We start from the raw sequence: 26,694 nt of genomic DNA, 5'->3' as shown, positions 1-26,694 counted from the left end.
AAAATTCTTTTTCCTGATGAAATAAGCACATGGATCAGCCAGACACTTTTCAGCAACGCATCTGGCAAATTGTTGCCGCGATTCCCCCTGGCCGCGTCGCCACCTATGGCGATGTTGCACTGCTGGCCGGCTCTCCGCGCGCAGCACGTCAGGTCGGTGGTGTACTAAGCCGGTTACCCGAGCACACTACCCTTCCCTGGCATCGCGTAGTCAATCGTCACGGCACCCTTTCACTTCAGGGCGACCGTCTGTTACGGCAGCGAGATGCACTGGAAACGGAAGGCATTGAGATGAGTGATGATGGAAAGCTCGATCTTGAGACTTACCGCTGGCGATTTTAGGCAGGAAAAGGGGCGACAATGTCGCCCCGACAGATAATTAAATACGCGTTGGTGCAGGAACAGCAGCAGACGGTGTCACCAGAGTCGGTGAAGTCGAAGGAACAGTGGTCGCTGCGCCCGGCTGGGTTGGCATCGCCATTGACGGTACCGGTACCAGCAGCAGCTCTGCTTTGGTGCCACCCTGGTTGATCACCGGCTTCACGCCATCAGTGACAAATGCCAGCTTGCCGTCGATTGAGATGGCTGCACTTAACAGAATGCGTGCATCAGGCTGGATATCGGCTGGGTTAAACGGCAGCACGAACTGGAACGGTGCCTGTTTGCCTTCGGTACGCACCACGCGCTGCGACAGAACTTTTGATGGCTTATCGGCAACGGACGCATCAGATAGCGTCACGGTTAACACCGCATCCGGCGGCAACGCAATACGCTGGCGGATAAATACGGAACCACTTACATTAGGCTGCGCAATCGCCGCCGTCTGTCCTGCAACCGCTGAACCCAGGGTTGGCGTTGGTACTGGTTTACTCTTGTCGGCGCATCCCACAACAGCAACCGCCATAACTACTCCACTGAACACATGCCTGAGCTTCATTGATGTCGTCTCCATTTGATCAAAATGATTGTCGGCAGCGAATCCTGCTTACAGCGCTTCACTCGCCGTATGTCCTTAATGTTGGCACAAAAATGAAATTTTGCCTGGGACCGGTAAAGCGCAAAGTCTGATTGACGTCAACTGGTCCGATCTTTCACACTGAGCGGGTCACTATATCGAGGAATGCGCCATGAGTCAGGCACTGCAAAATCTGCTGAATTTGTTGAATCTGGAAAAACTGGAAGAGGGTTTATATCGCGGCCAGAGTGAAGATCTGGGTCTGCGCCAGGTGTTTGGCGGACAGGTGGTGGGTCAGGCGCTGTACGCCGCAAAGCAAACCGTTGCGGAAGATCGCGTTATTCACTCTTTCCACAGTTATTTTTTGCGGCCCGGCGATAGCCAGAAAGCAATTATTTATGATGTTGAAACCCTGCGCGATGGCAAAAGTTTCAGCGCCAGACGCGTCAGTGCCATTCAGAATGGGCAGCCGATTTTTTATATGACCGCCTCATTCCAGTCACCGGAAAGCGGGTTTGAACACCAAAATCCGATGCCACAGGTGGCGGGCCCAGAGAATCTGTTAACTGAACAAGCGATGGCGCAGAAAATGGCGCATCTGCTGCCAGAAAAATTACGCGAAAAATTCATTGCTGAACGTCCTCTGGAGATCCGTCCGGTGCAAATTCACAACCCTCTTCGGGGACATGTGGATAAGCCTGAGCGCCAGGTCTGGATCCGTGCCACCGGCCCACTGCCCGCCGACTTACGCATCCATCAGTACCTACTCGGCTATGCGTCCGATCTCAATTTCCTGCCGGTCGCACTCCAGCCGCACGGCAAAGGCTTTTTAGAGCCGGATATGCAGGTCGCTACTATTGACCACTCAATGTGGTTCCACCGCCCATTCGACTTCAGCGAATGGCTGCTCTACAGCGTGGTCAGTACCTCGGCTTCTGGCGCTCGGGGGTTTGTTCGCGGCGAGTTTTACAATCAGCAGGGTGTGCTGGTGGCTTCAACGGTTCAGGAAGGGGTGATGCGTCTGCGCAGCGAATAAAAAAAGGGGGCGATTGCTCGCCCCCGATTGTTCTTCAGTGTCCACCCATTACTGGTTGTAAGCGTTCTCGCCGTGGCTATTTACATCCAGACCTTCACGTTCATGCTCTTCCGGCACACGCAGACCGACAATCAGGTCAGCCAGCTTGAAGCCGATGAAGGCGACAACGCCCGACCAGACGATAGTCAGCCCCACGCTGAAGAGTTGTACCCAGACCTGATGGCCCATGGTTACGCCCTGAGCATACCCGACGCCGCCCAGTGAAGAGGAGGCAAACACGCCAGTCAGGATACAGCCGACAATGCCGCACACGCCATGCACGCCGAACACATCGCAGGGGTCGTCCACACGCAGCCATTTTTTCAGGGTAGTCACGCCCCACAATCCCGCCAGGCCGCCGACCAGGCCAATGATTAATGCACCGCCCACGCCGACATAACCACAAGCTGGCGTAATCGCCACCAGTCCGGCAATAAAGCCTGAACAGGCACCCAGCAGTGAAGGCTTACCACGAACCGCCCACTCGCCAAAGGTCCATGACAACACCGCGCCCGCTGTGGCGACAACAGTGTTCAGGAAGGCCAGCGCCGCGATTTCATTTGCTGCAGAAGCAGAACCGGCATTAAAACCGAACCAGCCGACATAGAGAATGGCGGTGCCGGTGAAGACCATCGGCAGGTTATGTGGTTTGAATGCCTCTTTACCAAAGCCAGCACGTTTGCCAACCAGATAAGCACCCACCAACCCCGCCACAGCAGCGTTAATATGCACCACGGTGCCACCTGCAAAGTCCAGAGCGCCATCCTGTGCCAGGAAACCGCCTGCCCACACCATGTGCGCGATTGGCAGGTAAGCCAGTGTCAGCCAGACACCGACAAAAATCAGTACGGCAGAGAAACGGATGCGTTCTGCAATGGCACCAACGATCAGACCCACCGTAATACAGGCAAAGGAAGCCTGGAATGCCACGTGGATATATTGATAGAAGCTGCCCATAACGGCGGTGAGTTGAATATTTTTCAACATTGCCCAGCCAAAGCCACCAAAGAAAGCGTTGCCTTCACTGAACGCCAGTGAATAGCCATAAACCATCCACAAAACGCACACCAGTGAGAAGGTGACAGCAACCTGCGTCAGCATTGACAGGACGTTTTTGCCTCGAATCAAACCGCCGTAAAACAATGCAATACCTGGAATTGACATAAACAGCACCAGCGCGGTGCAAATCATCATAAATGCATTATCAGCCTTGTCCGCAACGGCAGGCGCTGCCATCGCGAGTGAGGGTAACAGTGCCAGGCTGGTGAGGCCCAACTTAGCGAAAATTCTATTCATTTTTATTCCATCCCTTCACAGTACTGAGTCTTAATTACAGAGCGGCTTCGTCGGTTTCGCCGGTACGAATACGGATGACGCGCTGCAGTTCAGCCACGAAAATTTTACCGTCGCCAATTTTACCGGTGTAAGCCGCTTTACTGATGACATCCACCACTTCGTCTAACTGATCGTCGGCAATAGCGATATCAATTTTGACCTTCGGGAGGAAGTTCACGCTGTACTCTGCGCCACGATAGAGTTCTGCATGGCCTTTCTGACGGCCAAAACCTTTCACTTCGGAGACAGTCAGTCCCTGAATGCCGATAGAGGATAAAGCTTCACGTACATCCTCCAGCTTAAATGGCTTAATTACGACGGTAACCAGCTTCATTGGATCCCCTCCAGCGAGTAAATAGGTAACGTTTACGGACACGCAGGGATATAAGCAAAGCCTGTGCCAGAGTGTAAAACTGTCGTTAATCAGTTATTCAGGCGAGACATGACAAGGGATGTTTTATAGGAGTACTGCAACAGGGTTAACTTGTGGCAGGGATTGCAGCGGAGGAGTGCACCCCTTTGGTGCCACAGGCATCAAAAGAGTGCGTTAGTACAGATTATTCCGAGAAAGATGTGCAAAAAAGGTGCAACTTAGCTTTCAGTTGTTATCGTCACGCCCGACGCCAGTTCATCACCTGCCTGCTGCAGCTGATACATCTGCCAGTAACGTCCCTGCATCGCCAGCAGTTGTTGATGGGTGCCTTGCTCAACCACTCGACCGCGATGCAGCACCAGAATTTTGTCCGCTTCAGTAATCGTTGAGAGTCGGTGAGCAATCACCACCAGCGTGCTGTGCTGGCGAAGCGTCGTCAGCGTCTGCTGAATGGCCTGCTCAGTACCGGAGTCGATATTAGCCGTCGCCTCGTCAAGGATCAGTATCTGCGGCAGATCAACCAGCACCCGGGCTAGCGCCAGCAACTGCTTCTGCCCAACCGACAGATTGTTGCCCTGCTCGCCCAACCGGGTATGAACACCCTCCGGTAGGGCATGCGCCAGCGGAGCCAGCTGCACCTGTTCCAGCACTGTCCAGATGGCCTCATCGCTAATGTTGCGGCCCAGCCGGACATTCGCCAGCAGTGTATCGGCCAGCACCACCGGATCCTGCTGCACCATCGCGATACCGCGTCGCAGCACGGCATGGCTCAGCTCGCCAATGGGTCGGTCATCAATACGGATTTCGCCACGCGTCACCGGGTAGTAACCCATTAACAGGTTAGCCAGGGTGCTTTTGCCGCTGCCGGTATGTCCCACCAGCGCCACAAACTCACGCGGTGCGACCTCAAGATTGATATCACTCAGCACATCACGGTTTTCACGGTAAGCAAAACTCAAATTGTGCAGGGCGATATGACCTGATGCCAGTGGCTGCTCATCGGCACCATACTGCTGCTGCGCGGCATCCATCAGCTCAAAGATACGCTCGCCTGAAACTACCGCCTGCTGCAGCATCGATTGCTGAGTAGTCAACTCAATCAACGGCTCATTCAGGCGACCCAGGTAAGTAATAAAGGCATACAGCACACCCACTTCAAACACGCCAGGCACTGAGAAACTAAACAGGATCAACAGCCCGCACAGCACCATTGCTGAAAACAGACTCAACAGCGGACGCAGCAGAAAGCCATCAAGACGCAGCGTTTCCATTCGTGCCAGATAGTGAGAGCGGCTCGCTTCGCCCATCCGCTCACCAAATCGCGCCTGCTGACGAAACTGCTGAATCACGCTCATCCCGCTGATCACTTCGTTAAAGCCATTATTGATGTCTGCCAGATAGCTGCGAACCCGGCGCGCAATCGGTGTGCTGTAGCGCTGATAGATAAACATCACCACCAGTACCAGCGGGAAAATCATCATCGCCACCAGCGCCATTCGCCAGTCAAGGCTGAACATCGCCACCATCATCGCGCCAACCAGTGCGGCGCTGCGCAGCACAGTTGAAACCACCGTGACATAGAGATCGCGGACCACTTCCGTATCGTTAGTTACACGCGAAATAATCTGCCCGACCGGCTGAGTATCAAAAGCGCTCAGGGGCTGACAGAGGGCGGCATTCATCACATCACTGCGTAACTGCTGTACCACACCGATAGCAGTACGGTTGAACAACAGCGCCTGCCAGTAGTGCAGCGCGGCGGCCAGCAGCTGAAGCAGGATAAAACTAACTACAAGCCCCGCGACCAGCCCCCAGGGCATCTGATGTTTCGCCACCAGATTATCGATAAAGTAGCTGACCAGCACCGGACCGGTCACTTCAGCCGCGGCAGCGATCCACAGCATGGCTACCGCCAGCGACAGGGATTTACGCCATGGCTTACCGTAGCTCAGCAGGCGCTTCAGGGTAGGCCACAAGCGTGCAGACTTAGCCATGCGGCACTCCTTTCTCATTTTCATCATCATCCAGCGCTGCTTCCAGTTGCTGGTAACGGTACATATCACGATACCAGCCAGCATGGGCGGTCAGCGCGTCGTGGTCGCCTCGCTGAGCCACGCTGCCTTGCTGCAGCACCAGAATTTCACTGGCTTCCGTCAGCGCCGATAGGCGGTGCGCGCTGATAATCAGCGTTCGACCCTGCCCCCAGATGCGCAGGTTATGCAGGATTTCGTGTTCGGTACGCCCATCCACCGCAGAAAGCGCATCGTCCAGAATCAGAATTTCGGCATTCAGCAGCAGCGCCCGGGCAATCGAAAGACGCTGCTTCTGTCCACCTGACAGCATCACACCACGCTCCCCGACTTCCGTTTCATAGCCCTTCGGCAGACGCAGGATATCGTCATGAACACAGGCCAGCGTGGCGGCATGTTCAATCTCCTGCTGGGTTGCGCCTGGTTTCCCCAGCGCAATATTGTTCGCCACACTGTCTGAGAATAGGAACGGTGTCTGGCTGACCACGGCCAGACGGCTGCGCCAGCTATCCAGCCGCAGCTGCGGCAGCGGGATCTGATGATAACGGATGTCGCCCTGCTGAATATCAAAGTGGCGCTGAATCAGGCTGAGCAGTGTACTTTTGCCACTGCCAGTTGGCCCGCACAGCCCCAGCATCTGGCCGGGTTTCAGCTGGAAGCTGACATCGCTTAACACCGGGCCAGCGCTGGCCGGATAGTGAAAGGCGCGAATCGCTACCTGCAGCGTGCCCGGTTCAGGTGGCAGTGAATTATCGCCATCTTCCACCGCTGGCGCTTCCGCCAGCAGCGCGCCGATGCGGCTCCAGGCGGCGCTGCCGCGTTCAACAATATTAAACATCCACGCTAGCGCCAGCATTGGCCAGATCATCAGGCCGAGATACATCACAAAGCTGGTAAGTTGCCCCAGCGTCATCTGATCATGCCACACCAGCCAGCTGCCGCCGCCAATCGCCAACAGGTTTGAGAAGCCGATAGCGATATAGATAGTGGGATCGAAACGGGCATCGATCCGCGCCACGCGCAGGTTTTTTTCACCGGTATCACGGGCGATGTCAGAAAATTGCTGCGACTGATGCTGTTCCAGACCAAAGGATTTAATCATTCGGATGCTGGTCAGGCTCTCCTGTGTCTGATCGTTCAGGCTGGAGAATGCCGCCTGTGCCAGCTTAAAGCGGTGGTGCAACTGATTACCGCAGCGATGGATCACGATTGCCATAATGGGCATCGGCACCAGCGCAAGCAGTGTCAGCTGCCAGCTGATCTGAGTACTCATCACCAGCAATACCATGCAGCCCATTACCAGCGAGTCGACCAGCGTCAGTACGCCTTCCCCAGCGGCAAACACCACCCGATCCACGTCGTTAGTGGCGCGCGCAATCAGATCGCCGGTGCGGTGACGCAAATAAAATGCTGGTTGCTGACGACTCAACTGGCGATAAAAATCTTCGCGCAGTTCAACCGCCAGCTGGTAAGAAGCACCAAACAGCAGTACGCGCCAGACATAGCGCAGCAGATAGACCACCAGTGCCGTTGCCAGCATGATCCCAATCCACATCATAATGCGGCTGGTACTCATGTTGTCATGCGTTACACCATCAACAATTACCCCGACCACATGTGGCGGCAGCAACTGCAAAATAGCAATAACAATCAGCAGGATGACCGCGCCCAGATAGCGCCGCCACTCCCGCAGAAAATACCAACTTAATTGACTGAATAATCGCACAACGCTGTTCTCAATCTCAGGCCCTTAGGGGGCGACAGGTAAAGCCGTGGTGTATTTAATTTCTTCCATGGCAAAGCTGGATGTCACATCAATCAGGCCTGGCACACCATTCACTAATCGCTTGTAGAAAGCATCATAGCTTTTCATGTCAGCCACCTGGATGCGCAGCAGGTAATCATACTCGCCTGCCATACGGTAGAAGGCCATCACCTCTGGCATGCTGCTCACCATCGAGACAAATGCCTGATACCATTCGCGGCTATGCTGCTGTGTTTTAACAAACATAAATGCCGTCAGTGACAGTCCGATTTTGTCCCCATCCAATAACGCCACCCGTGCGCGGATAATGCCATCATCTTCAAGCTTTTTCAGTCGCTTCCAGCAGGGTGTGGTGGTGAGGTTGACGGCATCCGCCAGCGACTGCAGCGACAGCGCACAGTCATGCTGCAGCAGTGAGAGCAATTTCAGGTCAGTTTTGTCTAGCATTAGGAACTCCGAGAGAATCATTTTCTCCATTACCGCGATTTTAGCGGTAATTTCGCCATCTCTTTTTCCTGCACGTGCCATAAAATCGCTGCATCATTTTTTACCGGACGCCTGAGGTGCATACCTGCTGGATTCATCACGCTATCAACGAAATTAACGCTGATTTTCAACGATCGGCTGAGACCCATTTGATCCGTTTCGATCTGGCGGACTTTCCCGGCATCCCGGCATCTGGTTCTATCTGAAAGATGAGAGCACCCATCCCAGTGGCAGTCTTAAACACCGGCTGGCACGATCCCTGTTCCTCTACGGCCTTTCCAACGGCTGGATCAAACAGCACACGCCGATTATTGAAGCCTCGTCAGGCAGTACTGCTGTTTCTGAGGCTTACTTCGCAAAGTTGCTGGGGCTGCCCTTTATTGCGGTAATGGCCGCCAGTACCGCGAAGAGTAAAATTGAAAAGATCACGTTTTATGGCGGGCAGTGCCATTTTGTCGAGCATCCCTGTCAGCTTTATGTTGAGTCTGAACGGCTGGCGCGAGAGCTTAACGGCCATTTTATGGATCAGTTTACCTATGCTGAATGTGCCACCGACTGGTGCGGCAATAACAATATTGCTATGACGGGCGGCATCCTGCTGCCACTCTTCAATTATCGCTACCAGATTTACGCACCGCCTTGCGTTGAAGGGATTGAACTGAATACGCCAGGCTGGTTCGATTTCAGTCGCGCATGGATTCCGCCGCCTATTGATTCGCCCTACAGCTGTTCAGCCGAGGAATGAGGCATTACCATAAGCGCAAAATTTAATTATCAGGAAAACGCCATGAAACGCGCTGTTGTAGTTTTCAGCGGTGGACAAGACTCCACTACCTGCCTTATTCAGGCTTTACAGCAATATGATGAAGTCCACTGCGTCACTTTCGATTATGGGCAACGCCACCGGGAAGAGATCGATGTAGCAAAGGATCTGGCCATTAAGCTGGGTGCGCGTGCGCATAAAGTGCTGGATGTCACCATGCTGAACGACCTCGCCGTCAGCAGCCTGACGCGAGATAATATTCCGGTGCCGGCTTACAATCCCGATGCCAGTGGATTACCCAGTACATTCGTGCCGGGACGCAACATTCTCTTTCTGACGCTGGCCTCGGTTTATGCGTATCAGGTAGAAGCGGAAGCGATAATCACCGGCGTTTGTGAGACCGATTTTTCCGGCTATCCCGATTGCCGCGATGAGTTTGTCAAAGCGCTGAACCAGGCGGTCACACTTGGTATGGCGCGCAATATCCGTTTTGAAACGCCGTTGATGTGGCTCAACAAAGCGGAAACCTGGGCGCTGGCAGATTACTGGCAGCAACTTTCGCTGGTACGCGAACAGACGTTGACCTGCTATAACGGCATAAAAGGTGACGGATGTGGCGAGTGTGCCGCCTGTCATTTACGCGCCAATGGTTTGCAGGGTTATCTCAATGATCGTGCTGGCGTGATGGCCGCATTGAAGGCAAAGAGCGGCCTTAACTGAGGCCGTCTGGCATGGCGGCACAGAACCCCGGTTTGCCGCCTTTTGTCAGCTCATGTCATCAAACGCATCAGTCGTTCACGTAATTCCCCTTCCAGCGACACTGCCTTTTGGGTCTGCAAATCAATACAGACAAAGGTGATTGCAGCATCAGCCACGAGTGTCTCCTGGTCTGCCAGCATCACCCGCTGTGCAATAATACCGCTCCTGCCATTTAACTGCGTGATTTCACTGTCTATGGTCAGTACGTCGCCCAGCACGGCAGGGCGACGGTAATTGATGTTAATGTTTACCACCACAAAAGCCAGTTTCTGTTCCTGCAACCAGTGAAAGGCTTCAATCTCTTCCAGCCATTGCCAGCGCGCCTCCTCCAGAAACTCAAGATAGCGCGCATTGTTAACGTGCTGATAGACATCCAGATGATAGCCGCGCACTTTGAGGGTGGTCTGCATGATCATGCTCTCCTGCTGCTGTGAATGAACTGGTTGGACCTGTTCACTTTAGCAGAGTCGCCTGGTTATCGTGGGTTAAGCATCACAGATGCGTACTGCCTCACAATTTCAGCCGAGCCGCATTCCGCTCTATCAGCGCATTACCGATACCCGGCACTTCACTGAGTTGCTGAATCGCGCTAAATGGTCCGTACTGTTCACGATAGCCCACAATCGCCTGCGCCTTTTTCAGTCCCACACCATTCATGACGGCAGAGAGCTGTTCAGCTGTCGCTTCATTGATGCTGACCTGCTCCTGCTCATGCTGTGGCAGTGCGGATGCTTCTGGCTTCGACGCAGGCAATGCTGCGTCGGCAGTGCTGACAGGTTCAGGGGCCGCAGCGACGCCGCTGTGACAGAATGCACCGCCCAGCGCGAGTGAAAAAAAGAGGGCAACGAGTTTAGGTTTAGCCATGCTGTGTTTCTCCTTGTGTGTAAACAGCAGCGACAGAGTGTCACTACTGCGCACAAGGCTCAAAAGCGAGATGACAGAAATGGAAAAGGCCGCGAATGCGGCCTTTTGTTATTACAGTTGTTGCGCAGTTTTTGCGAGGCTTACTGCATTTGTGCGGCAGCGCCGTACTTAATTTTGGCCTCTTTACGCAGGTTTTGCAGTAACGCTTCGAACGTCAGCTGCGCATTATTCTGCGTGACGCCTTTGACCATTTCGTCAATCTGCGCCTGCGGCATGCTGCCGGTTTTAACCTTATCAACCGCCAGCAGTACCACATTCCCCTGCATATCTTCGCTGACACCCCAGGAAGGTTTATTTTCCGCAGGCTGAGGCAGATTAAAGGCGGCCTGTGCCACCGGATCCTGTGCATTACGATCAACGGTCTTGCTGGCACTGAGCGTCAGACCTGCGGCAGTCAGCGCATCCTGTTTACCTGCTTTAAGATCGGCCAGCAGCTTATCGGCCTGAGCTTTCGCCTGCTGCGTCGCTTTATCATGCTTAAGCGTGTCAGTGATCTGCGCCTTAACCTGCTCCAGCGGTTTTACCGCTTCCGGTTTATGTTCACTGATACGCAGCACAAAGGCACGATCGCCATCGACAGTGATGATATCGGAGTTATTGCCCGGTGCGCCGTTTTGCCCTACCAGCCCACCGTTAAAGATCGCCTGCTTCACTGCATCGAAGTTAAGATCGTCTGGCAGCGTATCCTGACTGAACCAACCTGTCTCTTTCGCTTTCAAACCCGAAGCCTGCTCGGCACCCGCCAGTGACTCATTGTCATTGCTGGCCGCTTCGCTGACTTTCTGTTGCAGTTTGTAGAAGGCATCAACACCTTTCTCCTGCTTCACTTTCGCTGCAATGGCATTGCGAACTTCATTCAGTGGCTTAACCTGCTCTGGCTGGATATCGTCGAGACGAACCACCAGGAAGCCCACTGAAGATGTGATCACACCTGACATCTGACCTTTCTCGGTCAGACCGGCATTTTTCAGCTCATCCGGCGTTGTTGACGGTTCCAGCCAGCCCATATCACCGCCCTGACGCGCAGAGATAGGGTCAATTGATTTGGCTTTCGCCACATCTGTGAAGCTGGCACCACCTTTCAGCTGAGCCAGAACCGCATTCGCATCGGCTTCAGTTTTGGTCTGAATGACGCTGTAGCGCGTACGCTGTGGCTGCGAATAGTCCGCTTTATGCTGGTCGTACCAGGCCTGAATATCGGCCTCGCTGGCATTTTGCTGCATGCTGGCGGCATCCATCAGGATGTAGCTGACACGGAACTGTTCCGGTGCCATAAAGCTGGTTTTATGCTGCTGATAGTACTGACTGATTTCGCCGTCGGTGACGGTTTGTTTCGCCGCCAGCGCATTGACGTCCAGCGTCGCCTGACGAATATCGCGCTGCTGTGAAACCAGGTCCACAAGTTTGCTGGCTTCGCCTTTCAGCGTGAAGTCGGTGTTAGCCACGGCATTGATCAGCTGCTGATTGGAGAGCTGCTTACGCAGCGCTTCAGCATACTGGTCGGCACTGAAACCCATGTTGCCGATCAGAGACAGATATTTAGCATTGTCGAATTTGCCGTTGGTCTGAAAAGCCTGCTGATTGAAGATAGCCTGCTTGACCTGATCATCACTGATGCTGAGGTGGAGATCTTTAATGTAGCTATCGAGCAGCGCCTGATCGATTAACTGCGACAACGCCTGCTGGCGAATCTGCTGCATGTAGCCATCGTTGCTGGCCAGTTGCGAGAACTGATCGCCCAGCATCTGCTGCTGACGACTGCGTTCGCTGTTGAACGCCTGCTCCAGCTGTCCCCGGCTAATCTCCTGGCCGTTAACTTTGGCCGCATAATCGTTATTGCCGCCAATCAGATAGTTGCCAACGCCCGTCAGCACAAAGGAGAAGATAATCAGCCCCAAAATAATCTTGAGCACGACATGGTTCGACGCCGCGCGTAAATTGTCCATCATGGTATGGCAACGCTCCGCTGTAGTGTGAATGTAAAGCTCGGTCGCAATTCGCCACTGGCTGGCGACTCACGCAACTGCTGGCTTAACTGGCAGTCTCAATCCGGTCCAGGTCCATCTTACGGCCCGATATCTCACCGGCGCTAAAACAAAAAAGGCACATCTGATTGATGTGCCCGTATGTTACATGAGAACGCGTTAATCGTCCTCTAATCCACTGAAGAAAATGCGTCAATGAATCTATTCGTTGTTATTAATTGACAGCGTCTTTCAATGCTTTACCAGCACGAAAGCCTGGTACTTTACCGGCCGGGATGGTGATCTCTTTACCGGTTTGCGGGTTGCGGCCGGTACGTGCAGCACGGTCACGCACAGAGAATGTGCCGAAACCCACCAGAGCCACTTCATCACCGTCTTTCAGCGCATCTGAAACTGAGCCCATAAATGCATCTAAAACACGTCCCGCTGCCGCTTTAGAAATATCAGCATCCGCAGCAATTTTGTCGATCAATTGTGACTTATTCACTCTCTTCATCCCCTCTTTTATTATTTCACATCGTACCCGGATTCCGGCCTGGTACGAACGCGCAGCAAGTTATATCAAGCCTGTGGAGCCGAAACAACGGAATTTCTCTGAGAACGTTGCGTCGGCAACCACCTAAATTAGCGGCACAAAAAAAAGCTGGCAAGCGCCAATTGCCTTGCCAGCTCCGCTTTTTAACGGTTTATGCCGTTAATCACTATTTTGCTGTTGCGACCTGCATACCGTAAGGCGCATTTTCCAGTGCCAGATTCAGCACCTCTTCAATGCGTTTCACCGGATGGATTTCCAGATCGGCAATCACGTTCTGCGGAATCTCTTCCAGGTCACGCTTGTTGTCATCCGGGATAAGCACGGTTTTAATACCACCACGGTGTGCTGCCAGCAGTTTCTCTTTTAACCCGCCAATCGGCAGCACCTGACCACGCAGGGTAATCTCACCGGTCATCGCCACATCTGCCCGCACCGGGTTGCCGGTCAGACAAGAGACCAGCGCAGTACACATAGCGATACCGGCACTTGGACCATCTTTCGGTGTAGCGCCTTCAGGAACGTGAACGTGAATGTCACGTTTTTCGTAGAAGTCACCATTGATACCCAGTTTCTCGGCACGTGCACGCACCACAGTCAGCGCAGCCTGAATCGACTCCTGCATCACTTCACCCAGAGAACCGGTGTAAGTCAGCTTGCCTTTACCCGGTACGCAGGCGGTTTCGATAGTCAGCAGATCGCCACCCACTTCCGTCCACGCCAGCCCCGTCACCTGACCTACACGGTTTTCGCTGTCAGCACGACCGTAATCAAAGCGCTGTACGCCCAGGAAGTCCTTGAGGTTTTCGCCGTTAATAGTGATATGCTTTTTCGTCTTGTCCATCAGCAGTGATTTCACCGCTTTACGGCACAATTTTGACAGCTCACGCTCCAGGCTACGCACGCCAGCTTCACGGGTGTAGTAGCGGATAATGCCCACAATCGCGCTATCTTCGACCGTAATCTCACTGGCTTTCAGGGCGTTACGCTCAATCTGCTTGGTCAGCAGATGCTGCTTGGCGATGTTCAGTTTCTCATCTTCGGTGTAACCCGACAGACGAATCACTTCCATACGATCCAACAGCGGTGCCGGGATATTCATTGAGTTCGAGGTCGCCACGAACATCACATCAGAGAGGTCATAATCGACTTCCAGATAGTGGTCGTTGAACGCAATGTTCTGCTCAGGGTCAAGCACTTCCAACAACGCTGACGCAGGATCACCGCGCATGTCAGAGGACATTTTGTCGATCTCATCCAGCAGGAATAAGGGATTTTTAACCCCGACTTTTGCCATTTTCTGGATTAATTTACCCGGCATAGAGCCAATGTAAGTACGACGGTGACCGCGAATCTCAGCTTCATCACGCACGCCACCCAGCGCCATACGCACATATTTACGTCCGGTGGCTTTGGCGATCGACTGACCAAGGGAGGTTTTACCTACCCCTGGCGGTCCGACCAGGCACAGAATCGGCCCTTTAATTTTGCTGACGCGACTCTGAACCGCAAGATATTCAAGAATACGGTCTTTCACGCGCTCCAGGCCGTAATGGTCGGTATCCAGCGTCTCCTGCGCTTTACGCAGATCTTTCTTCACTTTACTGCGTGCGTTCCACGGAACCTGAACCATCCAGTCAATGTAACCACGAACCACGGTCGCTTCAGCAGACATCGGGGACATCATTTTCAGCTTCTGCAGCTCAGCTTCCGCTTTCTCGCGCGCATCTTGCGGCATTTTCGCCGCGTCGATTTTGCGTTTTAACGCTTCATACTCGTCAGGCGCATCGTCCATCTCGCCCAGCTCTTTCTGAATCGCCTTCATCTGCTCATTCAGATAGTACTCGCGCTGACTCTTCTCCATCTGCTTCTTAACACGGTTGCGAATACGCTTCTCAACCTGCAGCAGATCGATTTCAGATTCCATCATCGCCATCAGATATTCCAGACGTTCGTTGACGTCGGACATCTCCAGCACAGACTGTTTGTCTGCCAGCTTCAGTGGCATATGTGCTGCGACGGTGTCGGCAAGGCGGGCCGCATCATCAATATTATTCAGCGAGGTTAAAACCTCAGGTGGGATCTTTTTATTGAGTTTGATATAGCCTTCAAACTGATTGATCGCCGTGCGCACCAGCACTTCCTGCTCACGCTCTTCAATCTCTGGCGAAACCAGATATTCAGCTTGTGCCACAAAATGGTCACCGTTATCGGCCAGCGTCGTAATGTGGGCGCGTTGTAAACCTTCGACCAGAACTTTGACAGTGCCATCCGGCAGTTTCAGCATTTGCAGTACTGATGCAACGGTCCCTACTGAAAAAAGATCGTTAATGCCAGGTTCATCCGTTGAAGCCTCTTTCTGTGCGACCAGCATGATTTTTTTATCATGATCCATTGCGGCTTCAAGGCACCGAATTGATTTTTCCCGGCCAACAAACAACGGAATTACCATGTGCGGATAAACCACCACGTCGCGCAGCGGCAACACGGGGATTTCAATGCGTTCAGAACGCTCAGGATTCATAGAGCTCTCTCTTTGTTTAATGTCCGCCAGGTGATGGGAACCGCATCAGGCAGGTATGCAGTTAAACCCACAGGTATCTGAGTATATGGGGATGATTGTCCGACATTCAACGTCACAGAGGCGAGAAAAGCAAAAGGGGAAACATTTTCCCCTTTTTTAATAGTACAACATGGATGATCTGTTTAATTATTCGCCAGATGCCTGCGCTTCATGCTTACCGTAGATCAACATGGGCTCAGACTGACCTTCAATAACTGATTCATCAATCACTACTTTTTCTACGTCATCCATGGAAGGCAGGTCATACATTGTTTCCAGCAACGCACCTTCTACAATTGAACGCAGACCACGCGCTCCGGTTTTACGTGACATTGCTTTTTTAGCAATGGCGGTTAACGCCTCATCACGGAACTCCAGTTCAACGCCTTCCAGGTTAAATAGCGCCTGGTACTGTTTTGTCAGCGCGTTTTTCGGCTCACGTAGAATCTGAATCAGCGCTTCTTCGCTCAGCTCACTCAGGGTCGCAACCACAGGCAGACGACCGATAAACTCAGGGATCAGACCAAACTTGATCAAATCTTCTGGCTCACATTGTGAAAGCAGTTCGCCTTCGCTGGCTTTTTGCGATTTCCCTTTTACGGTTGCACCGAAGCCGATACCGGATCCGGTTTCCACACGCTGGGAGATCACTTTGTCCAGGCCGGCAAATGCGCCGCCACAGATAAACAGAATTTTAGAGGTATCAACCTGCAAAAATTCCTGCTGTGGATGCTTACGTCCACCCTGCGGTGGAACGGCAGCCACGGTGCCTTCAATCAGCTTAAGCAGTGCTTGCTGTACGCCTTCACCTGACACGTCACGGGTAATCGACGGGTTATCAGACTTACGTGAGATTTTATCGATTTCATCAATGTAGACGATGCCGCGCTGCGCTTTTTGTACGTCATAGTCGCACTTCTGCAGCAGTTTCTGGATGATGTTTTCAACATCTTCACCCACGTAACCGGCTTCAGTCAGTGTGGTGGCGTCAGCCATGGTGAACGGCACATCCAGCAGGCGTGCAAGAGTTTCTGCCAGCAGCGTTTTACCACTACCGGTCGGGCCAATCAGCAGAATGTTACTTTTACCCAACTCGATGCCATTACTGGTATCGCCGTTGCGCAGACGCTTGTAGTGATTATAGACCGCGACCGCCAGCACTTTCTTCGCTCTTTCCTGACCGATGACATAATCATCGAGGTGATGGCGAATCTCATGTGGGGTTGGCAATGCACTACGTTCACGATGCGGAGCAACTTCTTTAATCTCTTCGCGAATGATGTCGTTGCACAGGTCAACACACTCATCGCAGATATACACTGACGGCCCGGCAATCAGCTTTCGCACTTCATGCTGGCTTTTGCCGCAAAAAGAGCAGTACAGCAACTTTCCTGAACCGTCTTTGCGCTTATCTGTCATCAGTTAACCTCTTCTTGTTCTCAGGCCATACCCGCGTACGGCTCAGGCCGTACATGGACGACCGAAATTCATTCAACCCATAATAGACCCGTTGTCCTGTTAACTATAGACCAGGGACAGGGGTCAGTCGGGTCTTATTGGCGATGCGTCAGAATTGAATCGACTAATCCGTACTCTACCGCTTCACTTGCAGAGAGGAAACGATCACGCTCAGTATCGCGCTCGATTTCTTCCAGCGTTTTACCGGTGTGCTCAGCCATCAGTTCATTCATACGCTGTTTGACTTTAAGGATCTCGCGCGCATGGATTTCAATGTCTGATGCCTGACCCTGATAGCCGCCCAGTGGCTGGTGGATCATCACACGTGAGTTTGGCAGACAGAAACGTTTGCCCTTGGTACCCGCCGTCAGCAGGAAGGCGCCCATTGAGCAGGCCTGCCCCATACAGATGGTGCTGACATCCGGTTTAATAAATTTCATGGTGTCGTAAATCGACATACCGGCCGTGATCACACCGCCCGGTGAATTGATGTAGAGATAGATATCTTTTTCCGGGTTTTCAGCTTCCAGAAACAGCATCTGCGCCACGATCAGATTAGCCATGTGGTCTTCAACCTGACCCGTCAGAAAGATTACACGCTCTTTTAGCAAACGGGAGTAGATGTCGTAAGAACGCTCACCACGCGAAGTTTGTTCAACCACCATTGGCACCAGCGCATTGTGCGGTGCAGTATATTCACGATCGACACTGTATGACATTACCGTCTCCTGGAAAAAATTCATTGGCAACATTCTGTACCGATTCTACGTAAGACGCACGGGAAACTCCACGCGGCGCCCCTTTCCGACACCTTCAGGACGGTTAATCAGCCAGCCTCACTCTCATTCCTGCATACTCCCTTTATCTGGGGGTACTGCACGCATGTTTCAAGCATAACAATCTTTTCCCTGTTCGCTAACCCGCAAAAAGCGATGCGTGAATAATTTGCCGATTAATTAGACAAATAGCGGCAAAGAGTTGCTATCTGGACGCAAAACACAAAAAAGCCCGCGACTTTTCAGCCACGGGCTTAGCACTGACGGTTAAATGCGTAATCAGGCCTGAGTGGTCTGATTCATCAGATCCTGGAAGTTAGTCTCTTTCTCGGTCACTTTAGCTTTCGCCAGGACCGCTTCAACCGCTTGCTCTTCCAGCGCGACGTTGCGCATATTGTTCATCAGCTCGTTATTCTTGCTGTAGAACTCAATCACTTCCTGCGGATCTTCATACGCAGAAGCCATCTCTTCAATCATTGTGCTTACGCGTGCTTCATCAGCTTTCAGCTCGTGGGTACGAATCACTTCGCCCAGCAGCAGACCGACAACAACACGGCGTTTAGCCTGCTCTTCAAACAGTTCGCGTGGCAGTTCCAGCGCCTGCTGTTCGTTGCCACCAAAACGCTGTGCAGCCTGACGACGCAGAACGTCGATTTCGCTGTCAACCAGTGCCGCTGGCACGTCGATTTCGTTAGCGTCAACCAGGCCGTCGATCGCCTGAGTTTTGATGCGGTTACGGATAGCGCCTTTCAGCTCGCGATCCATGTTCTTACGCACTTCAGTGCGCAGACCGGCAACTGAACCATCTTCAACGCCGAAACGTTTGATGAACTCTTCAGTCAGCTCTGGCAGTTCGCGCGTTTCGACTTTCTTCAGCACGATCTCGAACTTCGCCTCTTTCCCTTTCAGGGTTTCTGCGTGGTAGTCGTCCGGGAATTTCACATCAATAGTGAAGGTCTCGCCCGCTTTGTGACCCACAACGCCTTCTTCAAAGCCTGGAATCATGCGGCCCTGGCCCATGGCCAGAACGAAATCAGCGGCTTTGCCGCCTTCGAATTCTTCACCGTCAACGGAACCGTTGAAATCGATAGTGGCACGATCTTCCGGACCTGCAGCAGCGTCACTCTCGATCCAGTTGGCCTGCTGCTTGCGCAGGGTGTCCAGCATGGTATCCACATCGGCATCAGTCACTTCAACCAATGGCTTTTCAACTTCGATGTTTTCCAGGCCTTTCAGCTCAACTTCCGGATAGACTTCGAATTCAACCGAGTAGGTGAAATCCTGACCTTCTTTGTATTCGCCCGGCACATAGTTAGGCGCGCCAGCCGGGTTGATTTTTTCTTTGATGATAGCGTCAACAAAGTTGCGCGTCATCAGCTCGCCCAGCACGTCCTGACGGACAGAAGCGCCGTAACGCTGCGCCACGATGTTCATCGGCACTTTGCCTTTACGGAAACCATCGATGCGAACTTTCCTGGCAACGTCAACCAGTTCTTTTTTTACTGCGCTTTCGATGCTGTCAGCAGCGACAGTAATCGTAATGCGACGGCCCAGGCCCTGAGTGGTTTCTACAGAAACTTGCATCTTGTTACCTCAAAAAATCACGTGCTCGGTCAACTTCAGACACCACACATAGTGAAATGCGCCGTATCCAACAACCGGGACGGCTTCCGTGAAGAGAACCTGATCCCTGTTACCAGAAGCGTCCCGAAGACATTCCGGAAAAATAGACGCAGCATTATAGCGGCATCGCTGGAATGAGTCGAGGATACTAACTCACCACTTTTCAGCAGGTTTGCTGCTTTTTTGAGCCGGGGATCGCGTTTTTCGCTAAATTACAGAAAAAACGGCCCGTGGGCCGTTTCAGAGAAGGGAGATCAGGCGAGTGTTCCGGCACCACGGCAGTTAGGCGATGCCAGTACGGTATCCTGCAGCCCTTCCCACTCTTTCAAAGTATAAGTATGCAGAGCTAAGGCATGTACACTGCCCGCTAATTCAGCCGCCAGTTCGCCATAAATCAGGCGATGACGCGCCAGAAAGCGCTGACCTGCAAAGCAGTCGCTGACAATGACCACTTTAAAGTGACTTTCCGATCCGGCAGGAACGTTGTGCCGGTAACTTTCGTCATGCACTTCCAGATGAGCTGGCTGAAACGCCACACGCAGCTTTTCTTCTATTTGTTCGCGGATCATGGCTATTACTCCTCAATGGCGAGCGCGGTGCCCCATCTCATTCAATCTTAGTCGCTTTTAGTGCGCTTACCCGCCAGCTGACGCTAAATATTGCATTTGTAGGCTGCATGCCGACGACGCGCATAATAACGCAGCTGAAACGAACCGCAAACTGTCCTACCCATCGCCCCGCTTAAAATAGTTTCAGACACAAATTCCCCTGGAACAGGGCTTTTTTCACAGCAGGGCAATGCTATGATGACCGCAGTTTTTGCAAACCAACCCCCTGACATCAACGAGAAAAAGTATGTTGAAAAAACTGTTATTACCCCTGTTGGCTGCGTTCATTTTAGCTGGCTGTGCAACCAGCAATAATACCCTGACTATCCAGCCTAAAATTCAGCTTCCGCAGCAGGATCCAGGCCTGATGGGCGTGACCGTTAGTATTAACGGTGCCGATCAGCGTAAAGATCAGGCGCTGGCAAAAGTTAACCGTGATGGTCAGTTAGTGACCTTAACGCCATCGCGTGATCTGCGTTTCCTGCTGCAGGAAGTGCTGGAGAAACAGATGACAGCCCGCGGCTATATGGTTGGTCCTAATGGCGCTGTCGATCTGCAGATTGTGGTTAACAACCTTTATGCTGATGTCACCCAGGGCAATGTGCGCTACAGCATTACCACTAAAGCGGACATCTCCATTATCGCGACAGCGAAAAATGGCAACAAGCAGGTTAAAAACTACCGCCAGACTTACAGTGTAGAAGGCGCGTTCAGCGCTAATAACCAGAAGATTACTAACGCGGTGAATGCGACCATGAGCGATGTGATCGCGGACATGGCTCAGGACACCAGCGTCAACGACTTCATTAAGCAGAACGCCCGTTAATCCAGTCTCTCCTCTGCCCTGCCTTGCGCAGGGCTTCTTGTTATCTGCAGGATCCGCATGAATCACTATCTTCGCCTCTTCAGCCAGAAAAACGCAGCCGTGTTACTGCTCCTCGGTTTTGCATCCGGACTGCCGCTGGCACTGACCTCGGGCACGTTGCAGGCGTGGATGACAGTGGAAAATGTCGATTTGAAAACCATCGGCTTCTTTTCGCTGGTCGGCCAGGCTTATGTTTTTAAGTTTCTCTGGTCGCCGATGATGGATCGTTATACGCCGCCTTTTCTGGGCCGGCGTCGCGGCTGGTTACTGGTCAGTCAGTTGGCGCTGATTGGCGGCATTATCGCAATGGGATTTCTGCAACCAGGGCGCGACCTTACCCTAATGGCAGCGCTGGCGGTGCTGATCGCCTTCTGCTCCGCCTCTCAGGACATTGTTTTTGACGCCTGGAAAACCGATATCCTGCCGCCTGAAGCGCGCGGCAGCGGCGCGGCTATCACCGTGCTGGGTTATCGACTGGCGATGCTGATTTCAGGCGGGCTTGCGCTGTGGCTCGCTGACCGCTATCTGGGCTGGCAGGTGACCTACTGGTTGATGGCACTCATGTTGGTGCCGGGCATTATCGCGACACTGATGGCGAGCGAGCCAGACACACGCTCCTCTCCCCCCCATTCGCTGCGTCAGGCGGTTGTCGATCCGCTAAACGATTTCTTTCAGCGTAACAATGCCTGGCTGCTGATCACTCTGATCATTCTTTATAAGCTGGGCGATGCGTTTGCCGCCTCGCTGACCACCACCTTTTTGATTCGCGGCGTTGGGTTCAATGCCGGTGACGTCGGCCTGGTCAACAAAACGCTGGGTCTGCTGGCAACCATTATCGGGGCACTCTATGGGGGCGTGCTGATGCAGCGCCTGAGTCTGTTCCGGGCGCTGATGATTTTCGGCGCACTGCAGGCGGTCTCGAACTTTGGTTATTGGCTGCTGGCGGTAACAGACAAACAGTTGTGGAGCATGGCCAGCGCAGTCTTTGTCGAAAATCTCTGTGGCGGCATGGGTACCGCGGCCTTTGTGGCGCTATTAATGACGCTGTGCAATAAATCATTTTCAGCGACCCAGTTTGCCCTGTTATCGGCGCTCTCAGCGGTAGGCCGTGTCTATGTCGGCCCGGCAGCGGGCTGGCTGGTGGAACTCTGGGGCTGGCCAACCTTTTATGCTTTTACGGTGGTGGCGGGACTGCCAGGCCTGGTGCTTCTGGCTTTTTGCCGGCAAACGCTGAATCAGGTCGAGCAAAGTGGCAATTTTCCCACACGTAGCTACTATCCTCATGGCTATCGCTGGACTAATCGTCTGTTTGCAGCAGGATGTGGCGTACTGGCTCTCTGGCTGGTCGCTCTGGCACTGAATGCCCTGGAAGTCACTGTACTGACACCGCTGCTCACCCGCCTTTTTGAGTTGGGGATGACGCTCTCTCTGCTGGCGGTGCTTTTGGGGGTATTGCTGGACTATCGGGCGCTGAAGAGAACCCCTGTGTTACCTGCATCAGACGCTCAAGAGAAATCGACAGGTTAACGGGCTGCGGCTTATTTTATGACAAACGGATAAGTCGCCGTCATTTATCATCGCGTGTTATTTTTAAAAAATAACAATATGGCCTGAGGAGGCGCAGCGGAAATACTAAAAAACGGTGAGCAATTACTTTAGTTAAATTTCATCGCGGAAATGATGCAGACTTGTTAAATATTTGGGAGTTAAAAGTAAGGGTTATTCCTTTCCCTGATTTTTTTACGGTTACTTCCACTGGTTTTTGTTATATTGACGCCAACTGCTTGTCTGCGTTAATTATTTGTCACCTGACGCAACATCTGTGACACCCTTAGCAAAAGGTGTCAACACGTATCTGACACATCCTTAAGCTGGTTTACACTGCATAAACCTTCCCGTAAAATGCGCGCACACTTAAACGACAATAGAGCCCTTTGTCATTGAGGTCGTTAAATGAGACTCAGTAAATACAATAAAAGTTTGGGGATTTTGTCATTAATTGCAGGCACTTTATTAATGAGTGGCTGCGATAGTGCATTGTTGAATCCCAAAGGACAGATTGCACTGGAGCAACGTTCGCTGATACTGACTGCCTTTGGCCTGATGTTGATCGTCGTGATTCCCGCAGTCCTGATGGCCGTGGTGTTTGCCTGGAAATATCGGGCGTCCAACACGAATGCGAAGTACAGCCCCAATTGGTCACACTCTAACAAAGTGGAAGCCGTGGTCTGGACCATTCCAATCCTGATCATTCTCTTCCTCAGCGTGCTGACCTGGAAATCAACCCACGCACTGGAGCCCAGCAAACCGCTGCAATCTGATGTGAAACCGGTTGAGATCGATGTGGTTGCGCTGGACTGGAAATGGTTGTTTATTTACCCGGAACAGGGTATTGCGACCGTGAACCAGATTGCCTTCCCGGCAAATACTCCGGTGAACTTTAAAATCACGTCTAATTCCGTCATGAACTCTTTCTTCATCCCAACGCTCGGCAGCCAAATTTATGCGATGGCTGGTATGCAGACCAAGCTGCATCTGATTGCGAATGAGCCGGGCATTTTTGACGGTATCTCTGCGAACTTCAGTGGTCGTGGTTTCTCTGGCATGAAGTTTAAAGCCATTGCAACCAAAGATGATGCGGAATTCCAGCAGTGGGTGGCTAAAGTTAAAGCAGCCCCTAACACGCTGAGCACTATGGATGATTTCGAGAAAGTGGCCGTGCCAAGCGAAAATCACCCGGTGGAATATTTCTCTTCAGCTGATCCGAAACTGTTCATGCAAGTCATCGACAAGTTCAAGATGAGCCACGGGAAAATGGACATGCCTCAGCATGAAGGTATGGACATGAGTCACGCCGCTTCCGCGGGAGCCGAGGAATAATACGATGTTCGGAAAATTAACACTGGATGCAGTGCCGTATCATGAGCCGATTATCATGGTTACGGTCGCCGCTATCATCATAGGTGGTCTGGCGCTGGTCGCTGCGCTCACCTATTTTGGTAAGTGGAAATATCTGTGGTCTGAATGGCTGACGTCAGTCGATCACAAACGACTGGGTATCATGTATATCATCATGGCGTTCGTCATGCTGATTCGTGGTTTCGCTGATGCCATTATGATGCGTACCCAACAGGTTATGGCTTCGGCCGGTGAAGCAGGCATTCTGCCACCGCACCACTACGACCAGATCTTCACCGCGCATGGCGTGATTATGATCTTCTTCGTAGCGATGCCTTTCGTGGTTGGCCTGATGAACATCGCCGTTCCATTGCAGATTGGCGCACGTGACGTCGCGTTCCCGTTCCTGAACAACCTGAGCTTCTGGTTTACTGCGGTCGGTGTGATCCTGGTTAACCTGTCGCTGGGTGTGGGCGAGTTCGCACAGACCGGCTGGCTGGCGTATCCGCCGCTCTCTGGTGCGGAGTACAGTCCCGGGGTCGGGGTCGATTACTGGATCTGGAGCCTTCAGCTCTCAGGTATTGGTACGACCTTAACCGGTATTAACTTCTTCGTGACCATTCTGAAGATGCGCGCACCGGGCATGAGCCTGTTCAAAATGCCGGTATTTACCTGGACCGCGCTGTGCACCAACGTCCTGATCATCGCTGCGTTCCCGGTTCTGACGGTGACTCTGGCACTGTTGACCCTTGATCGTTATCTCGGCTTCCATTTCTTCACCAATGAAATGGGCGGGAACATGATGATGTACGTCAACCTGATCTGGGTCTGGGGCCATCCGGAAGTGTATATCCTGGTTCTGCCGGTGTTTGGTGTATTCGCAGAAATTACCGCGACCTTCTCCAAAAAACGCCTGTTCGGTTATACCTCACTGGTGTGGGCGACCATCGCCATTACCGTGCTGTCGTTTATCGTCTGGCTACACCACTTCTTCACCATGGGTGCAGGTGCCAACGTTAACGCCTTCTTCGGTATCATGACGATGATCATCGCCATTCCAACCGGGGTGAAAATCTTTAACTGGCTGTTCACCATGTATCAGGGCCGCATTCAGATGCACTCTGCCATGCTGTGGACCGTTGGCTTCCTGGTAACCTTCTCCGTAGGGGGTATGACTGGCGTACTGCTGGCCGTTCCAGGTGCTGACTTTATTCTGCACAACAGCCTGTTCCTGATTGCACACTTCCATAACGTTATCATCGGTGGCGTGGTGTTCGGTTGTATGGCAGGCGTAACCTACTGGTTCCCGAAAGCATTCGGCTTCACCCTGAACGAAACCTGGGGCAAGCGCGCATTCTGGTTCTGGATCATTGGATTCTTCGTCGCCTTCATGCCGCTGTACGCACTGGGCTTCATGGGTATGACCCGTCGTCTGAGCCAGGATATCGATCCACAGTTCCACACCTTATTGGTAGTGGCTGCGGGCGGTGCCGGTCTGATTGCACTGGGTATCCTGTGTCAGCTGACCATGTTCTACGTCTCTGTACGTGACCGCGATCAGAACCGTGATGTGACAGGTGACCCATGGGGCGGTCGTACGCTGGAGTGGGCAACCTCTTCACCACCACCGTTCTATAACTTTGCTGTCATCCCACATGTGCATGAGCGTGACGCTTTCTGGGAAATGAAAGAGAAAGGCGAAGCGTACAAACAGCCGGAATCGTATGAAGAGATTCATATGCCGAAAAACAGCGGTGCCGCAATTGTCATCTGCGCATTCGCGACGGTGATGGGTTTCGCGCTGATCTGGCATATCTGGTGGCTGGCGGGTGTTTCATTCCTCGGCATGATCGTTTCCTGGATCGTGAAGAGCTTCGACGAAGACGTGGACTACTATGTTCCTGTTGCCGAGGTTCAGAAGATTGAGAACCAGCACTTTGACGAAATCAGCAAAGCAGGTCTGAAATAATGTCAACTGAAACTCTTAAACATCACCACGACGCCCATGCGGAACATGGGCATCACGATGCAGGAGCCAATAAAGTCTTTGGCTTCTGGATCTACCTGATGAGTGACTGCATTATCTTCGCAACCCTGTTTGCGACCTATGCCGTCATGGTCAATAACACTGCCGGTGGCCCGGCAGGCAAAGATATCTTTGAGCTGCCGTTTGTTCTGGTAGAAACCGCCCTGCTGCTATTGAGTTCGATCACTTACGGCATGGCTGTTATCTCCATGAACAAGGAGCAAAAAGGTGCCGTTATCGGCTGGCTGGCGCTGACCTTCCTGTTCGGTCTGGGCTTCATCGGGATGGAAATCTATGAGTTCCATCACCTGATTGCTGAAGGCTTTGGTCCGAATCGCAGTGGCTTCCTGTCTGGCTTCTTTACACTGGTCGGTACCCACGGTCTGCACGTGACCTCAGGTCTGATCTGGATGCTGGTCCTGATGTTCCAGATTTCCAAACGTGGCCTGAACGCGACTAACCGCACCCGTATCATGTGTCTGAGCCTGTTCTGGCACTTCCTGGACGTGGTCTGGATTTGCGTCTTCACCGTTGTTTACCTGATGGGAGCCATGTAATGAGTCATTCTGTTAACGAACATGGTGCTTCACACGGTAGCGTGAAGTCCTACATGATTGGCTTCATCCTCTCTATCATCCTGACAGCAATCCCGTTCTGGATGGTAATGGATGGCAGTGCATCTCACGGTACTATCCTCGGTGTTGTTCTGGTTTGCGCAGTGATTCAGGTGCTGGTTCACCTGGTTTACTTCCTGCACTTAGACAGCAAATCTGAGGGTGGCTGGAACATGGTAGCCATTGTTTTCTCGGCCATCATCATCCTGATTGTCGTAGTAGGCTCACTGTGGATCATGTGGAACCTCAACTACAACATGATGCCTCACTAAAGAGTCACGC

At 52.5% G+C, this 26,694-nt stretch carries 24 protein-coding genes and 1 pseudogene; 10 read left to right on the top strand and 15 right to left on the bottom strand.

What is annotated here, in order from left to right:
• The first annotated feature begins 29 nt into the window (after window positions 1-29).
• Window positions 30-341 (top strand): MGMT family protein, encoded by a 312-nt coding sequence (locus WFO64_RS00785; protein ID WP_337008110.1) that lies wholly within the window; start codon window positions 30-32, stop codon window positions 339-341.
• Window positions 342-378: 37 nt separating this feature from the next.
• Here WFO64_RS00785 and WFO64_RS00780 read toward each other — a convergent pair whose 3' ends face one another.
• Window positions 379-936 carry a YbaY family lipoprotein gene (locus WFO64_RS00780; protein WP_337008108.1) on the bottom strand — a complete coding sequence of 186 codons (558 nt, stop codon included), beginning with the start codon at window positions 934-936 and terminating at the stop codon, window positions 379-381.
• A gap of 190 nt (window positions 937-1,126) precedes the next feature.
• Here WFO64_RS00780 and tesB point away from each other — a divergent pair, with 190 nt between their 5' ends.
• On the top strand, window positions 1,127-1,990 hold the full coding sequence (gene tesB / locus WFO64_RS00775; RefSeq protein WP_337008107.1) for an acyl-CoA thioesterase II: 864 nt from the start codon (window positions 1,127-1,129) through the stop codon (window positions 1,988-1,990).
• A gap of 48 nt (window positions 1,991-2,038) precedes the next feature.
• Here the strand turns inward: tesB and amtB are convergent, their stop codons facing one another.
• From amtB to WFO64_RS00750, 5 genes are all read right to left on the bottom strand, one after another.
• Window positions 2,039-3,325 (bottom strand): ammonium transporter AmtB, encoded by a 1,287-nt coding sequence (gene amtB / locus WFO64_RS00770; protein ID WP_337008105.1) that lies wholly within the window; start codon window positions 3,323-3,325, stop codon window positions 2,039-2,041.
• 34 nt (window positions 3,326-3,359) lie between these two features.
• The gene (glnK, locus tag WFO64_RS00765; RefSeq protein WP_003850469.1) at window positions 3,360-3,698 is read right to left on the bottom strand and encodes a P-II family nitrogen regulator; all 339 of its coding nucleotides are present in this window, start codon (window positions 3,696-3,698) and stop codon (window positions 3,360-3,362) included.
• 257 nt (window positions 3,699-3,955) lie between these two features.
• Entirely contained in the window at window positions 3,956-5,731 is a 1,776-nt protein-coding gene (locus WFO64_RS00760; RefSeq protein ID WP_337008103.1) for a SmdB family multidrug efflux ABC transporter permease/ATP-binding protein, read from the bottom strand.
• Window positions 5,724-7,493: a SmdA family multidrug ABC transporter permease/ATP-binding protein gene (locus WFO64_RS00755; RefSeq protein ID WP_337008101.1), complete on the bottom strand. Its 1,770-nt coding sequence runs from the start codon at window positions 7,491-7,493 to the stop codon at window positions 5,724-5,726. Before WFO64_RS00755 ends, WFO64_RS00760 begins: the two co-directional genes overlap by 8 nt.
• 24 nt (window positions 7,494-7,517) lie before the next feature.
• Window positions 7,518-7,979, bottom strand: a complete 462-nt coding sequence (locus WFO64_RS00750; RefSeq protein WP_337008099.1) for an Lrp/AsnC family transcriptional regulator — start codon at window positions 7,977-7,979, stop codon at window positions 7,518-7,520.
• Window positions 7,980-8,095: 116 nt separating this feature from the next.
• Here WFO64_RS00750 and WFO64_RS00745 point away from each other — a divergent pair.
• Both WFO64_RS00745 and queC read left to right on the top strand, forming a co-directional pair.
• A pseudogene (locus WFO64_RS00745) lies at window positions 8,096-8,598 on the top strand (pyridoxal-phosphate dependent enzyme); the annotation flags it as partial.
• Between the two features lie 207 nt (window positions 8,599-8,805).
• Window positions 8,806-9,501, top strand: a complete 696-nt coding sequence (queC, locus tag WFO64_RS00740; RefSeq protein ID WP_337008097.1) for a 7-cyano-7-deazaguanine synthase QueC — start codon at window positions 8,806-8,808, stop codon at window positions 9,499-9,501.
• Window positions 9,502-9,551: 50 nt separating this feature from the next.
• Here queC and WFO64_RS00735 read toward each other — a convergent pair whose 3' ends face one another.
• The 9 genes from WFO64_RS00735 to bolA form a co-directional block, all read right to left on the bottom strand.
• Window positions 9,552-9,950, bottom strand: a complete 399-nt coding sequence (locus WFO64_RS00735) for a YbgC/FadM family acyl-CoA thioesterase (RefSeq protein ID WP_337008095.1) — start codon at window positions 9,948-9,950, stop codon at window positions 9,552-9,554.
• Window positions 9,951-10,050: 100 nt separating this feature from the next.
• Window positions 10,051-10,404, bottom strand: coding sequence for a helix-hairpin-helix domain-containing protein (locus WFO64_RS00730; protein WP_337008094.1), 354 nt, complete (start codon window positions 10,402-10,404; stop codon window positions 10,051-10,053).
• Between the two features lie 140 nt (window positions 10,405-10,544).
• A complete protein-coding gene (ppiD, locus tag WFO64_RS00725) occupies window positions 10,545-12,413 on the bottom strand; it encodes a peptidylprolyl isomerase (RefSeq protein ID WP_337008092.1) in 1,869 nt (622 codons plus the stop codon).
• A 250-nt stretch (window positions 12,414-12,663) separates the two neighbouring features.
• A complete protein-coding gene (gene hupB, locus WFO64_RS00720) occupies window positions 12,664-12,936 on the bottom strand; it encodes a nucleoid-associated protein HU-beta (RefSeq protein ID WP_009091701.1) in 273 nt (90 codons plus the stop codon).
• Window positions 12,937-13,150: 214 nt separating this feature from the next.
• The gene (lon, locus tag WFO64_RS00715; RefSeq protein WP_337008090.1) at window positions 13,151-15,505 is read right to left on the bottom strand and encodes an endopeptidase La; all 2,355 of its coding nucleotides are present in this window, start codon (window positions 15,503-15,505) and stop codon (window positions 13,151-13,153) included.
• 186 nt (window positions 15,506-15,691) lie between these two features.
• A complete protein-coding gene (gene clpX, locus WFO64_RS00710; protein WP_003850494.1) occupies window positions 15,692-16,963 on the bottom strand; it encodes an ATP-dependent protease ATP-binding subunit ClpX in 1,272 nt (423 codons plus the stop codon).
• Window positions 16,964-17,097: 134 nt separating this feature from the next.
• The gene (clpP, locus tag WFO64_RS00705) at window positions 17,098-17,721 is read right to left on the bottom strand and encodes an ATP-dependent Clp endopeptidase proteolytic subunit ClpP (protein ID WP_337008088.1); all 624 of its coding nucleotides are present in this window, start codon (window positions 17,719-17,721) and stop codon (window positions 17,098-17,100) included.
• A gap of 336 nt (window positions 17,722-18,057) precedes the next feature.
• Complete coding sequence (tig, locus tag WFO64_RS00700) at window positions 18,058-19,362, bottom strand: trigger factor (protein ID WP_337008086.1); 1,305 nt, start codon at window positions 19,360-19,362, stop codon at window positions 18,058-18,060.
• Window positions 19,363-19,655: 293 nt separating this feature from the next.
• Window positions 19,656-19,970, bottom strand: coding sequence for a transcriptional regulator BolA (gene bolA / locus WFO64_RS00695; RefSeq protein ID WP_008924895.1), 315 nt, complete (start codon window positions 19,968-19,970; stop codon window positions 19,656-19,658).
• A 286-nt stretch (window positions 19,971-20,256) separates the two neighbouring features.
• Between bolA and WFO64_RS00690 the strand changes: the two genes are divergently transcribed.
• The 6 genes from WFO64_RS00690 to WFO64_RS00665 all read left to right on the top strand — a co-directional run bounded on the left by WFO64_RS00690 (window position 20,257) and on the right by WFO64_RS00665 (window position 26,684).
• Window positions 20,257-20,835, top strand: a complete 579-nt coding sequence (locus WFO64_RS00690; protein ID WP_337008083.1) for a lipoprotein — start codon at window positions 20,257-20,259, stop codon at window positions 20,833-20,835.
• 57 nt (window positions 20,836-20,892) lie between these two features.
• Window positions 20,893-22,401 carry a muropeptide MFS transporter AmpG gene (gene ampG / locus WFO64_RS00685; RefSeq protein WP_337008081.1) on the top strand — a complete coding sequence of 503 codons (1,509 nt, stop codon included), beginning with the start codon at window positions 20,893-20,895 and terminating at the stop codon, window positions 22,399-22,401.
• A gap of 426 nt (window positions 22,402-22,827) precedes the next feature.
• The gene (gene cyoA / locus WFO64_RS00680) at window positions 22,828-23,754 is read left to right on the top strand and encodes a cytochrome o ubiquinol oxidase subunit II (protein ID WP_337008079.1); all 927 of its coding nucleotides are present in this window, start codon (window positions 22,828-22,830) and stop codon (window positions 23,752-23,754) included.
• A 4-nt stretch (window positions 23,755-23,758) separates the two neighbouring features.
• Window positions 23,759-25,741, top strand: coding sequence for a cytochrome o ubiquinol oxidase subunit I (gene cyoB, locus WFO64_RS00675; protein WP_337008077.1), 1,983 nt, complete (start codon window positions 23,759-23,761; stop codon window positions 25,739-25,741).
• Window positions 25,741-26,355, top strand: coding sequence for a cytochrome o ubiquinol oxidase subunit III (locus tag WFO64_RS00670; RefSeq protein WP_337008075.1), 615 nt, complete (start codon window positions 25,741-25,743; stop codon window positions 26,353-26,355). Before cyoB ends, WFO64_RS00670 begins: the two co-directional genes overlap by 1 nt.
• A complete protein-coding gene (locus WFO64_RS00665; RefSeq protein ID WP_008924889.1) occupies window positions 26,355-26,684 on the top strand; it encodes a cytochrome o ubiquinol oxidase subunit IV in 330 nt (109 codons plus the stop codon). Before WFO64_RS00670 ends, WFO64_RS00665 begins: the two co-directional genes overlap by 1 nt.
• Window positions 26,685-26,694 lie beyond the last annotated feature (10 nt).

The organism is Pantoea sp. AS142 (assembly GCF_037152305.1).
In the GTDB taxonomy this organism is placed as follows: domain Bacteria; phylum Pseudomonadota; class Gammaproteobacteria; order Enterobacterales; family Enterobacteriaceae; genus Pantoea.
Note: the sequence above shows the minus strand (reverse complement) of the source record. Positions and strands in the feature narration are given on the sequence as shown.